Genomic DNA, 12,601 nt, shown 5'->3' on the forward strand with positions numbered 1-12,601 from the left:
GCATGTCAAAAAGTGCGCTTGTCGAGAAGAGCACTTGTCGAGAACGGCACTGGTCGAGAACAGTACTTGTTGAGAACAACAATGCGAGGACAGGGATGTGGGCGCTTTCACGTGGCTGGATACCGTCGTTCTGATTGTCTATGTGCTGGGCATTGCCTGGGTCGGGGCGCGTTTCGGCAAGGATCAGGAGAGTACGCAGGATTACTTCCTCGGTGGCCGCAAGATCCCCGGCTGGGCGATCGGGTTGTCGGTGATGGCGACGCAGGCCAGCGCGATCACCTTCATCGGCGCGCCCGGCTGGGGCTTCGAGGGCGGGCTCGAACGGCTCGCGGTCTTTATCAACGTGCCCCTGGCGATGGCGGTGCTGATCGTGGTGCTGGTGCCGATCTTCCATCGCGCCGGTATCTACAGTATCTACGAGCTGCTCGAACGCCGCTTCGGCCCCGGCACCCGGTCGCTGGCGGCGCTGCTGTTCCTCGTCGCGCGCGGCCTGGCGACCGGCGTCGTGCTCTACGCGCCGGCGCTGGTGCTGTCGGTGGTGACCGGCTGGGACGTCAACCTGACCATCGTGCTGATGGCGGTCATTGCCGTCAGCTATACCGTCCTGGGGGGGATCAGTGCGGTCATCTGGACCGACGTGATCCAGATGTTCGTACTCTGGTTCGGCGCCATCCTGAGCATGGTGCTGATGGTCTCGAGCCTGCCCGGCGGCTGGAGCGACGTGTTCGCCTACGGTGCGGCCAACGGCAGTTTCGATGCCATCGACCTGTCGCTCGACCCCACCGTCACCTATTCGCTGTGGGCCGGTCTGATCGGCGGGGTGGTCATGCACATGGCCTACTTCGGCACCGACCAGAGCCAGATTCAGCGCGTGCTGACCAGCCCTTCGATCGCCGAGGGTCAGCGGTCACTGCTGATCGGCGGCTACCTGCTGGTGCCACAGATGCTGCTGTTCCTGTTCATCGGTGTGATGCTGGCGACCTACTATCAGCAGCATGGGTTGAGTGCGCCGGAGAACCTCAACGAGCTGTTCCCGCGCTACGTGGTCGAGGCCTTCCCCATCGGCGTGACCGGCCTGGTGATCGCCGGGGTCTTCGCGGCCGCCATGTCGAGCCTGGACTCCGCGCTCAATTCGCTCTCGGCGGTGACCGTACGCGACTTCTATGCGCGCTATCTGAAGCCGGAAGCCGACGAGCACCACTATCTCAAGGCGTCACGCTGGGCGACGGTGTTCTGGGGCCTCTACGCCACGCTGTTCGCCTTCTTTGCCGGCAACCTGGGGCCGGTGATCGAGGCGGTCAATCGTATCGGCTCGTGGTTCTACGGCGCGCTGCTCGGCGCGTTCCTGCTGGCCATTCTCAGCCATCGCAGCAACGGCCGCGGCGCGGCCACCGGTATCGTGCTGGGCATGGCGTCGGTCTGGGCAGTGTCACTGACCGAGATCTCCTGGCTTTACCAGAATGCCGTCGGTCTGGGCGTTTCGGTGGTGGCGGGTTATCTGGTCAGTCTGACCGCACCAGCGCCTGACCGGGCGCAGCTGGCGGACGTGGCGATCGACGAGCAGGCGCCGGACATGCAGGCGATCCTCAAGGGGCGCCGTGGACAGGCGGCCGTCGTCGGGCGCGACGCGCGCCTGACACGTCGCCGCTGTCTCGGGTTGCTGCTCTGGTTCGTCATCTCGCTGGTTGTGCTGGCGTGGCTGCAGGGGTGGGCCAATGCGTAGCGCGCGACGGGTAGCGAGACAGCTGGACGCGCCGGCCGCCTGCTCGCGGTTGCGCAGCTACGGGGCCGAGCGATTCGAATCGGCCTGGCTGACGCTGTGGGCGGCGGCCATCGGCCGCCGAGGTGGCGAGCCGCGTGCCTGGCTGATGGCGACGACCGTGATGCCGCAGGCGCTGCTGCTGCCACACAGCGGTGCGCTGGAGGCGACAGGCGAGGATGACGGGGCGCTGCAGCTCGATGCCGGCGGCCCGCCGCCGCTGGCCCAGTTCGAGCGCTGGTGGCTGTGGGAGCGCCTAGGTCGGCCGCGTCAGTGGGCGCTGCGGGTACAGCCCGAGACGCTGTGTGCCGTCGACTTGCCGCTGTGGTTGGGATACAGCGAAGGCCGACAGACACAGTTGATCGTGCTTAGCGGGCTCTCCGGCGAGGCGCTAGGCGCGCTCAAGCCGGCGGTGCTGAGCGCGCTGCATCGGCTGTCGTCACCGGCGGACCACCTGAGCGAACGCGGCGTCGACCGCGTCTGATGTCGCCAGGGCGGAGGCTAGATCGCGTCGCCGCTGCGTTCCATCTCACTCAGCGTCTGGCGCGATGGCAGGCCTTCCATGTCGCCGATCACCTGCACCTGGCGAGCGCCGATCAGGTTGCCGCGGTGCAGCGCCGGCGCCCAGTCGAGTCCGTCGAGGTAGGCGCTGATGATACCGACGGCGAAGCCGTCGCCGGCGCCCACGGTGTCGACCACGGTCTTGACTGGGGCGCCCTCGACGGTGCCTTCGCTGTCGGCCGTTCGGAAGTAGCTGCCCTCGGGGCCGAGTTTGATAACCACGGCGCGGGCGCCGCGGTCGAGGTAGTCGCCGGCGATGTCGTAGGGCGTGTCGCGTCCAGTCAGCAGGCGTCCCTCGGAGAGCCCCGGCATGACGATATCGGCCTCGGCGGCGAGCGCGTTGAGTGTCTCGATCATGACCGTTTCGCTGGGCCACAGGGTGGGACGTAGGTTCGGGTCGAAAGAGATCGACTGGCCGCCGGCGCGGGCGCGCTTGAGCAGATGAAAGGCCAGTTCGCGCGCCGAGGCGGAGAGCGCCGGCGGAATCCCCGTCGCGTGCAGATGACGTGCCGATTCCAGCGACACCTCGGCGGCATCGTCAAGGCCGAGATGGCTGGCGGCGCTACCGCGACGGGCATATTCGACGTGGGGATCGGCACCGTCGACGGCGCGTTCCTTGAAGACGATGCCGGTGGCGTGGTTCGGGTCGCGCTGCAGGTGACGACAGTCGAGGCCTTCCGCCTCGAGCGCGCGTTGAAGAAAACGGCCGTTGTGGTCGTCGCCGATGCGACTCAGCCAGCGGACATCGAAGCCCAGCCGGGCGAGCCCGATCGCGACGTTGGTGTCGGCGCCGGCGGTGCGGCGATGAAAACGGGTCACGGCGTCGAGCGGGCCTGCCTCGTCGGCAACGAACAGGGCCATCGCTTCGCCGAAGGTGAGCACATCGAACGCGGCGGAATCTGCAGAGGGCATGGCGTCTCCTGGGTCGGTCGTCGGGATCAGCGCGTCGCGCTGCGGGAGCTCCGCTGGTGCGCGAAACGCTGGTTACGGGCATCGAGCGCTTCCACCAGGCGCTGACGCTGAGCATCGTCGATCACTTCTTCGGTGGTGGCCTCCAGCTGGGCGGCAAGGTCGAAGCCGTCGACCACGCGCACATCGCGCGTCGCGCCGAGATGGGCCGTCTCGTCGTCGATCTGCCAGCCCGGCAGCACCAGGATGCCGCAAACCGGCACGGTCAGCTGGGCGTGTCGGGTCAGCCAATGGCGCAGCCAGACAGTGGAAAGTCGTACCTGTCGCAGGATCTGGCGCTCCTGCCAGCCGGGGAAACGCAGACGCTCCTGCTCGACGGAGACCGTGTTGTTGGGGCGCCCCTCGAAATCCAGCGGGAATTCGCGGGCGGCCGTCTGGATCACGAAGACTCCCTGCGGCGTGATCAGCACGTTGTCGATGCAATAGCTGTTCGCCGGGAAGTCGTGAAAGACGAAATAGGGTCGCGCGACCGGCCGTATTAGATGGTCGAGGGCCTGCCCGACCGCCAGCTCGCAGGCCAGGCTGCGGGTCAGGCGGCGCAGTCGCTGGACGTCGCGCAGGATCAGAAAGCAGAACAGCATCGCCAGCAGCGTGCTGAAGACGCCGTAGAGCGACCACTCCAGCCAGCTCTGGCGCTCGGCGAACAGCATGCGGCCCATGCCATAGACCAGTGGCATCAACGTCAGCGTGGGCGCGAGTGTGGCATCGAGAAAGAACACCACCCGCGCCTTCTCGAGGCGATCGCGATGGACCTGGGCAATCTCGCGAATCGGTTCATTGTCGTGGGGCGAGCGCAGACCGACTGTCTGCACATCGCGCAGCGTGATGGCCACCAGCGCGGCGGCACCCAGCGGCGCGAGGAAGATCAGCGGCAGCACATACTCCAACCAGGCCATGGGCGGGGGTCCTTGCGGTGGCGTGGACGGGACAGCGGCACCATTCTAGCCGAGGTTCGGCGTGCTCCGCGATGCCGGGAGCGACGAGGTCGACGCGTGCATGGCTCGCCGTGACCGTGGCAGGATCGACATGTGACGCGATCCCTCATGAGTACCTGTAACGGGAGACGAGGCATGCAACGGCACGCGCAGTACGATTCGTCGCGGTCGGCGACGAGCGAACGAACCGCGCACGCGGCGCTGGCGACCTTTGTCGCCGAGCATCCGGGGCTATTCGTACTGACCGGTGCCGGTGTCAGCACCGACTGCGGCATTCCCGACTATCGCGACGTGCGCGGCGACTGGAAACGGCCGCCGCCGGTGGACCACCAGGCCTTCGTGAGCCGTCTCGACGTGCGTCGCCGCTACTGGGCGCGCAGTCTCGTGGGGTTTCGCGCGCTGGCTAGTGCCCAGCCCGGTCAGGCGCATCGGGCCCTGGCCGCGCTGCAGCGGCAGGGCCGGATATCCTGTCTGGTCACCCAGAACGTCGACGGCCTGCATCAGCGCGCGGGAACCCGGGGTGTAATCGACCTTCACGGGCAGGCGGACATGGTCAAGTGCATGCGCTGTGATGCCACGATCATGCGCCACGCTCTCCATGACGAGCTGGCGCGCCGCAATCCCGAGTGGGTGGGACTGAGCGCGGCGGTCGGCCCCGACGGCGATGCCGATCTCGAGGGGTACGACTTTTCGCGCTTTTCGGTGCCGGCCTGCCAGCGCTGCGGCACGGGCGTACTCAAGCCGGACGTGGTGTTCTTCGGCGACAGCGTGCCGCGGGCGCGCGTGGACGCCGCCTTCGCCGCCCTGGAAGCGGCCGACGCCATGCTGGTGGTCGGCTCGTCGTTGATGGTCTATTCCGGCTACCGTTTCGCCCGCTACGCCGCGCAGACGGGCAAGCCGATCGCCTGCGTCAACCTGGGGCGAACGCGGGCGGATGACCTCTACACGCTGAAGGTGGCGACGTCGATCGGACCGACACTCGGCGCGCTGGCCGATACCCTGGCCGGGCGGCTCGCCAGCGCGCCCGAGTGATCCGGCTTGCCCGGGGCGATCCGGCCAGGGACGTGTCGACGCCGGGGAAGCCTAGTCGCGCGTGGGCGGCGCCATGAACTCCGGCCCGACCGGGTCCGTGACGTGCTCGGCGAGAATGGCGTCGATATCGCGCAGATCCTCCGCGCTCAGTTGCCAGCCGTCGATCCCGTCGAGGGGGGTGACCTGATCCGGCCGGCGCGCCCCCCAGAGGGCGGCGATGTTCGGCGAACGGTCGAGCAGCCAGCGCACGGCCAGCTCGAGGACGCTCTTGCCGTGGCGCGTCTGAGCCAGCGTCGAGAGCGCATCGACGGCGCCGAGATACTGGGAAAAGCGCGGCGGCTGGAACTTCGGGTCCTTGTTGCGCAGGTCGTCGCCGTTGAAGGTGTACTCCTCGTGCATCTTGCCGGTAAGCAGGCCCCGGCACAGGGCACCGTAGGTCAGCAGCGTCAGGTCGTGGCGCTGGGCGTAGGGCAGAATGGCGTTGTCGATATCGCGTTCGAACAGATTGTAGGGGGGTTGCAGCGTGTGCAGCGGGGCGCTTTCGCGGAAGGTATCGCACTGCTCGGGCGAGAAGTTGCTGACGCCGATGGCGCGAATCTTGCCCTCGCGATGAAAACGCGCCATGGCTTCGGCCGTCTCTTCGATCGGCACCAGCGGGTCGGGCCAGTGAATCTGGTAGAGATCGATGTAGTCGGTCTGCAGGCGCCGCAGGGAGTCTTCCAGCTCCTGTGCCAGTCGCCGGGCGGTGGCGTTACGCGCCGGGGCGCCGCTGTCGAATTCCAGCCCCGCCTTGGTCGCCAGCACCAGCCGGTCTCTTCCTCCTTGCTCGGCCACCGCCCGGCCGACGACCTCCTCGGCGTGACCGAAGCCATAGGCGGGGGCGGTGTCGATCAGCGTCACGCCACGATCGACGGCGGCATGCAGCGTGCGAATCGCGCTCGGATCGTCAGCGCCGCCCCACAGGCGCCCGCCCATCGCCCAGGTGCCGAGTCCGATGCGCGACATCTCGATATCGGTACCGGGAAGTGTCAAGGTTTCCATCCGATCCTCCTGGCCAGAAAAAGCGCCGCATCATGCGGCGCTCGGAATGCGTCTTGCGTCTTTCCAGCGTGGCCAAGATGACGCTCGTCGACAAGTCGACCTTCAGCGAGCTTCCGCGCCGGTGGTGACGACCGGAATGTCGGGCTCGCCGGGATCGTCGACGCCGAACACCGAGACGGTCTCCCGATTGAGATAGCGGATGCGGCCGTCGGCCCGAATCTGGGCGTCGAGACGATAGAGATTGTCACGATCGATGGCGGCGGGGGCGTACTGCAGCGTGACCGGAATCGGCAGCTGAGAGAGGTTTTCGTAGTGGCTGCTGGCCAGCACGTCACCGGTGCTGAAGTCTGTCAGCTGGATATCCAGCGTCGCGTTCTCGGGCAGGGCGACCGGCTGCTCCGAGACCACGCGGGCAGCAAGCGTCTCGAACTGCGGCCCGCTGGCGCAGCCGGCGAGCGCGGCCAGCGTCAGCAGGGCGACGACGAGACGATAGCGGCGGAGACTAGCGGACGGCATGGCAGACTTCCTCGATGGCGCGGCGATAAATAGGCGAGACGGTAAACAGGTCCGACGATAAATAGACGCGACCGGAGAGCCGATGATGGCCGCGCCGGAGCTGAGACAGGCGAGACGGCGGGAAATTCCGCACGGCCACCAGCTCAGCCGCCGGCCAGTTTGACCTGATAACCGCGGGCTTCGAGTTCGCTCTTGAGCACGTCGCGGTGGTCGCCCTGGATCTCGATCACGCCCGCCTTGACTGACCCCCCGGTGCCGCAACGCTTCTTCAGCGCCTTGGCCAGCGTCTTCAGCGCGGCCTCTTCCAGCGCCACGCCCTCGACGGTGGTCACGCCCTTACCCTTGCGGCCGCTGGTCTCGCGTCGGATACGCACGATGCCGTCGAGTGCCGCCAGGCGCTCGGCTTCTTCGCGGGCCTGGCAGTCGCAGGCGCTGACGGGCTGTCGGCAGCCGGGACAGGTCTCGCCATGTTCAGTCGAATAGACCAGCCCGCGCAGTTGATCCTGTAGGGAAGGCATGAACGCTCCGGTGTGACGGGAAAAGCGTGATGATAACGTGCGCTGGCGTCGGTTCGACAGCGTCGCCGAGCGGCAGGAGGTTGCCGGGCGCAAAGGCGGACGTGGCGGCGTCGCCTGATGACGCCGCCGACGGGCTCAGAGAGAGTTGGCGATCAGCGACGGTATGAGGCGGTCGATCGCCGCCGGCAGGTCGCCCATGCTGCGGATGCCGATGGCACCGGCGGGCGTCGTCTCGCGCTCGGGGAAGCGGTTGATGTGGATCACTCGCATGCCTGCCGCCAGGGCCGCGCGTACGCCGACCTCGGCGTCATCGATCACCACGCAATCGGCGGGGGCGAAGCCCATGTCGCGCCCGGCGTGCAGGAACAGCCCCGGTTCCGGCTTCCAGCTGCCGACGGTATAGGCGCTGTAGATGCTGTCGCCGAAAAAGGGGCGCAGCCCGGTACTGTCCAGGGCGCGGCGGATCTTGTGCTCGGGGCCGTTGGAGGCGACACAGCGCGGTAGCGAATCGAGTGCCTCGAGGGCTTTCGAGACGCCATCGATCGGCGTCAACTCGCTGCCCATGCGCTCGTGCATCTCGCCACGCATGGCGCTTTCGATCTGCTGGCGTACGGCGTCGTCGATGCCGCCGTGGACGCGTTCCAGATGGGTGACGATGCTGGCGAAGCGGGCGCCACGGAAGTCGGTCATGTAGTCGCTGGCCTGGAAGGGCAAGCCAGCCTGGCTCAGGTGTTTGGCCATGATCTCGGCGAGCAGCGGCTCGCTGTCGACCAGGGTGCCGTCACAATCGAACAGCAGACAGAGCGGATCGGGCATGATGAGTCGCCTCGAGGGCGCGGTCGGTGGCTGAAGGGCAGCCGAAGGTGGATCGGCCGTCGTTCTGGCGGGCGGAGACCGCCCCGCACCAGTCTTCCGATTATCGGCGCCATGTCGCCTTAACTGTAGATAGAGTTGCGGAACACTGTTTTCAATGTCGCTCTCGAACTTTAGTCGCCCCGCTCCGGCCTGACAAGCCGGAGCGGGGATCTGCGCGTTGATTGCACACTTTCTGGGGGCGGCGCTCAGCCGGCGTCCGGGCCGAAAGTCTGAGGCAGGTAGAGAATCAGCTCGGGGAAGGCGATCAGCGCGCCGATGACCACCAGCATCACGGCGAGATAGATCATGGTGGTACCGAGTGCCTTGAGCAGCGGAATGCCGCCGATCTTGGCGGAGATCATCAGGCACAGCCCGTAGGGCGGTGTGATCAAGCCGAGCCCCAGCGCCATCACGCTGATGACACCGAACTGCAGCGGGTCGACGCCGGCCTGGGCGGCCAGTGGCTGAAAGATCGGTGCCAGGATCGCCATCGCCGGCAGCGAGTCCATGAAGGTGCCGACCAGCAGCATGACGACGGTGGCAATGATCAGCAGCGTGGTCGGATCGCTGATCTCGACGCCGGTCATCAGCTGCGGCGGGATGCGATAGAAGCTGATCAAATAACCGAAGATCGCCGCGCCGACCAGACTGAACAGCGATAGCGAGCAGAGTCGCACGGTATCGGTCGATGCGGTCAGGACGCTCTTGAGATTGAGTTCACGGTAGACCACGAAGCCCAGCACCAGCGCATAAAGTACGGCCATCACGGCCGCTTCCGTGGGCGTGACGATGCCCAGCGTAATGCCGCCGATGATCAGTACCGGAATACCGGCGGCAAGCAGGCCGTCCTTGCCGGAACTGGCGAGCTGTCGGAAGGTGGCGCGCTTGCGGGTCGGTACGTCGTAGCGGCGCACGTAGCCCAGGTTCATCAGCAGCTGTGCCCCGGCGATCAGGATGCCGGGTACGATGCCGCCGAGGAACAGCCCGGCGATCGAGGTGCTGGTCAGCGCGCCCCAGACGATCATGTTGATCGAGGGAGGGATGATGATCCCCATCACCGACGAGGCGGCGGTGACGGCGACGCTGAAGTGGGTCGGGTAGCCCTCTTTCTTCATGGCCGGGATCAGCACCGTGCCGATGCCCGCGCTGTCCGCGGTGGAGGAGCCGGAGACGCCGGCGAAGAGCATGCTGACCAGCACGTTGACGTGGGCCAGCGCCCCCTTCACATGCCCGACCAGGTTGAGACACAGCGTGATCAGGCGGTCGGTGATGCGTGCGGCGTTCATCAGGTTGCCGGCGAGCAGGAACAGCGGCACCGCCAGCAGCACGAAGGAGTCCATGCCGTAGTACATGCGCTGGAACAGGATCCACGGCGTCAGGCGCGGGTCGAGCACGATGATCGAGAACGACGTCAGCACCAGCGACATGGCGATCGGCACGCCAGCCACGATCAGCACGCCGAGCAGCACGAAGAGGAGCCAGGGCAGCAGCGGTAACCAGTCGGCGGGCATCATGGGGCGGGCTCCTGGTGGCGATCTTGGCGGGCGGTCAGGTGGCTATCGAGTTCCTGGGTCGGCGGTGCGCTCGGTGCTTCCGGATCGATCAGCTCGTCGATCTCCGAGGGCGTGTCCAGCTCGCGCTGCATGGCGTCGACGCCGTGCGCGGCCGCCAGCAGCAGGCGCTGCAGGCTGAACGAGACGATCAGCACGCCACAGGCGAAGAAGGTCGAATAGGTCACCACCATCGGCAGCTGCGAGGCGCTGGCGATGCGATGGAAACCCGACAGCAGGAAGCCGAAGCCGAAGATGACGAAAATCGCGCCGACCAGCAGGCAGGCAAGGTCACGAATCACGCGGGTGACACGGTCGGCCCGCGAGCCGCGCGGGAACGCCTCGAGCACGAAGTGGTCGGCGTGCAGCACGCCGATCGCGGTGCCCAGCATGATCATCCACTGGAAGGCAAAGCGGCTCATCTCCTCGGTCCAGTAGATGCGCGGCAGGAAGCCGAGGTTGCGACTGACGATCTGATAGACGATCAGCACGATGAAGCTGGCCAGCAGCAACAGCAGCACGACGTTGAGAACGCGCTCCAGCTGGCGATTGACGCGGCCCAGGGCCGTTGCGAGTGCCATGCGATTCTCCTCAATCCGTGTTGACGATCAGCTCGTAGACGTCGCGCAGCCCCATCTCATCGATCACCTTGCCCAGCGGCTCGGCGACCATGGCCTGCATGCGTTCGCGATCCATCGGGTAGAAGGTCGCGCCCTCGTCTTTCAGTTTCTCGCGGGATTCCGTATCGAGCCGGATCTGCAGGTTGCGGGCGTAGGTCTCGCTCTCGTCGGCGGCCGCCTGCACGGCCTGCTGCTCGTCCGGCGACAGCGTGTTCCAGGTGTCGTCCGAGATCGTCAGCAGGCGCACGGTGATGTCGTGCCCCGAGAGCCCGATATAGGGCGCGACCTCGTGGAATCGCATGCGGTAGATCCACTCCGCTTCGTTGAGCAGGCCGTCGATGGCGCCCAGTTGCAGCCCGGTGTAGATCTCCTTGTAGGCCATGACCGTCGGTTGGGTGCCGAGCGCCGCCCAGGCGGTGATGGTCGGCCGGGTCGGGTTGGTGCGCAGCTTCATGCCCTGCAGGTCGTCGAGACTCTCGAGCGGCCGGGTGCTGACGATCTGTCGGGTACTGCCGCCGTAATAGGCGAGCACCTTGACCCCGGTTTCGTCCTCGATGCGCGCGGCGATCTCGCGCCCCGCCTCGCCGTCGAGCACGTGGCGCCAGTGATCGATATCGCGATAGAGAAAGGGAATCGAGAAGATGCTGGCCGTGTGCGAGAACTCCGAGATCAGCCCCGGGTTGACGATCGAGAAGTCGAGCGCGCCGGCTGTCTGCTGTTCGAACATCTCGGTTTCGTGGCCGAGCACGCCGTTGCTGTAGAGACCGACCGTCAGCTCGCCGTCGGTCTTCTCCTCCAGCAGTGCCTTGAAGCGCGCCGCGCTCAGGTGATAGGCGGTCTCTTCGGTGGCGCCGTGGGCGAAGATCAGCTCGCGGGCCGACGCGGTGGGGGCCGCAAGCGTCACGCAAGCCAGCGTCAGCGTGGCCAGCAGCGCGAGGCCAAGGCCGCGAACGTTCAAGGGGCGAGCGTTCGAGGGGCGAGCGTTCGAGGGACGATAGCTCATGAGGACTCCTGTTCGCGCCGGGGCGAGGTCGATGTGGTGTCGCGAATCTCGAGGGTGGCCGGCAGCACGATGCGGGCGGGGGCGCCCTGCGGGTCCGCGATGCGCGCCAGGGCCAGCTCGGCGGCGGCGCGACCGATCGCCTCGGGATGCGTGGCGACGCTGGTCAGCGCAGGGTGGGTGAGCGCGGCTTCGTCGATGTCGTCGATACCGACGACCGCACAGTCGAGTCCGGGGCGCAGGCCGCGGCGCTGCAGTGCCAGTATCGCGCCGAGCGCGACCAGGTCGTTGTGACAGATCAGCGCGGTGGGCGCGGCGGCTTCGTCCAGCAGGGCCAGCGTTCGCTGGAGGCCTGCGCCGCGCGTCAGCTCGCCGCGCAGGACGCGCGATTCAACCTCGAGCCCGGCAGCCTGCATGGCCTGGCGATAGCCATCGAGCCGCTCCCGGTCGGCCGAGTGGTCACTGTCGCCCGCGAGCAGCGTGATATGGCGATGCCCCAGGCTCACCAGATGTGCCACCGCATCGTGTACGCCTTGGCGGATATCGGCGCCGACGTAGTCGCCCTGCGGTGTCTCGCCGAGGTGACGCATCAGCTGGATGCAGGGCAGCTGCCAGGTGGCCAGGGTGTCGATCAAGGCCGGCGGTGTCTCTTCGGCAGGGCAGAGCAGCAGGGCATCCACGTGCTGTTCGCGCATGCGCGTCAGGAAGCGTTCCTGGCGCGCGGGGCTGTCGCCGCTGTTGGCGAGGAAGGGAACATAGCCGGCCGCCTGCAGGACATCGTCGATGCCGGCGACCATGGCGCCGAAGAAGGGGTTGGCGATGTCGTGGACGACCACGCCGACCGTGGCGGTACGGGCGCTGCGCAGCATGGCGGCGCCACGGTTGTAGACGTAACCGAGCGCTTGGGCGCTGGCCTGCACGCGGGTCCGCGTCGTCTCCGCGACCAGCGGGCTCTCTTGCATGACCAGCGAGACGGTCGATCGCGAGACCCCCGCGTGCGCGGCGATCTCCTTGAGCGTGACCCGGGGCGCGCCCGGCCCGGCAGGGCCGGACGGCGGCGAGCGGTGGTCGAAGTGGTCTTCCTGCCTCATCTCGATATCCGTCATTTGGATCGATCCAAAACGTCAATCGCAGGCTAGCCGGGTCGACTGACATCGACTATCCGTCTTTGGTGGAAGAGCTTGTAGACGAGCGACAAGACGCTGGCCTGTCGGGCGTCAGGCCCCGGACCGTGTCACGCCGCGG

At 67.0% G+C, this 12,601-nt stretch carries 13 protein-coding genes; 3 read left to right on the plus strand and 10 right to left on the minus strand.

Translation table 11 applies throughout. The features are described 5' to 3' along the window. Positions 1-97 precede the first annotated feature (97 nt). The gene (locus MC381_RS03185) at positions 98-1,723 is read left to right on the plus strand and encodes a sodium:solute symporter family protein (RefSeq protein WP_251976270.1); all 1,626 of its coding nucleotides are present in this window, start codon (positions 98-100) and stop codon (positions 1,721-1,723) included. Then, positions 1,716-2,243 (plus strand): hypothetical protein, encoded by a 528-nt coding sequence (locus MC381_RS03190; RefSeq protein WP_251976271.1) that lies wholly within the window; start codon positions 1,716-1,718, stop codon positions 2,241-2,243. Before MC381_RS03185 ends, MC381_RS03190 begins: the two co-directional genes overlap by 8 nt. Before the next feature lie 17 nt (positions 2,244-2,260). Here the strand turns inward: MC381_RS03190 and MC381_RS03195 are convergent, their stop codons facing one another. Both MC381_RS03195 and MC381_RS03200 read right to left on the minus strand, forming a co-directional pair. Then, positions 2,261-3,232, minus strand: a complete 972-nt coding sequence (locus MC381_RS03195; RefSeq protein WP_251976272.1) for a sugar kinase — start codon at positions 3,230-3,232, stop codon at positions 2,261-2,263. A gap of 26 nt (positions 3,233-3,258) precedes the next feature. Next, positions 3,259-4,185, minus strand: a complete 927-nt coding sequence (locus MC381_RS03200; RefSeq protein WP_251976273.1) for a nuclease-related domain-containing protein — start codon at positions 4,183-4,185, stop codon at positions 3,259-3,261. 174 nt (positions 4,186-4,359) lie between these two features. On the opposite strand from MC381_RS03200, the gene MC381_RS03205 reads away from it, so the two are divergent. Beyond that, positions 4,360-5,256, plus strand: coding sequence for an NAD-dependent protein deacetylase (locus tag MC381_RS03205; RefSeq protein WP_251976274.1), 897 nt, complete (start codon positions 4,360-4,362; stop codon positions 5,254-5,256). 51 nt (positions 5,257-5,307) lie between these two features. Here the strand turns inward: MC381_RS03205 and MC381_RS03210 are convergent, their stop codons facing one another. From MC381_RS03210 to MC381_RS03245, 8 genes are all read right to left on the minus strand, one after another. After that, a complete protein-coding gene (locus tag MC381_RS03210) occupies positions 5,308-6,297 on the minus strand; it encodes an aldo/keto reductase (RefSeq protein ID WP_251976275.1) in 990 nt (329 codons plus the stop codon). Between the two features lie 102 nt (positions 6,298-6,399). Further along, positions 6,400-6,813 (minus strand): YbaY family lipoprotein, encoded by a 414-nt coding sequence (locus MC381_RS03215; protein WP_251976276.1) that lies wholly within the window; start codon positions 6,811-6,813, stop codon positions 6,400-6,402. Between the two features lie 143 nt (positions 6,814-6,956). After that, complete coding sequence (locus MC381_RS03220) at positions 6,957-7,331, minus strand: translation initiation factor Sui1 (RefSeq protein WP_251976277.1); 375 nt, start codon at positions 7,329-7,331, stop codon at positions 6,957-6,959. Positions 7,332-7,466: 135 nt separating this feature from the next. Continuing rightward, positions 7,467-8,147, minus strand: coding sequence for an HAD family hydrolase (locus tag MC381_RS03225; RefSeq protein WP_251976278.1), 681 nt, complete (start codon positions 8,145-8,147; stop codon positions 7,467-7,469). Between the two features lie 245 nt (positions 8,148-8,392). After that, entirely contained in the window at positions 8,393-9,700 is a 1,308-nt protein-coding gene (locus tag MC381_RS03230; RefSeq protein WP_251976279.1) for a TRAP transporter large permease, read from the minus strand. Beyond that, positions 9,697-10,317 (minus strand): TRAP transporter small permease, encoded by a 621-nt coding sequence (locus MC381_RS03235; RefSeq protein WP_251976280.1) that lies wholly within the window; start codon positions 10,315-10,317, stop codon positions 9,697-9,699. Before MC381_RS03235 ends, MC381_RS03230 begins: the two co-directional genes overlap by 4 nt. A 10-nt stretch (positions 10,318-10,327) precedes the next feature. Next, positions 10,328-11,359 (minus strand): TRAP transporter substrate-binding protein, encoded by a 1,032-nt coding sequence (locus MC381_RS03240; RefSeq protein WP_251976281.1) that lies wholly within the window; start codon positions 11,357-11,359, stop codon positions 10,328-10,330. After that, positions 11,356-12,447: a LacI family DNA-binding transcriptional regulator gene (locus MC381_RS03245; RefSeq protein ID WP_251976282.1), complete on the minus strand. Its 1,092-nt coding sequence runs from the start codon at positions 12,445-12,447 to the stop codon at positions 11,356-11,358. The genes MC381_RS03240 and MC381_RS03245 overlap by 4 nt, the downstream gene beginning before the upstream one ends. Positions 12,448-12,601: the final 154 nt, after the last annotated feature.

Source organism: Salinicola avicenniae (assembly GCF_023736115.1).
Taxonomy (GTDB): domain Bacteria; phylum Pseudomonadota; class Gammaproteobacteria; order Pseudomonadales; family Halomonadaceae; genus Salinicola; species Salinicola avicenniae.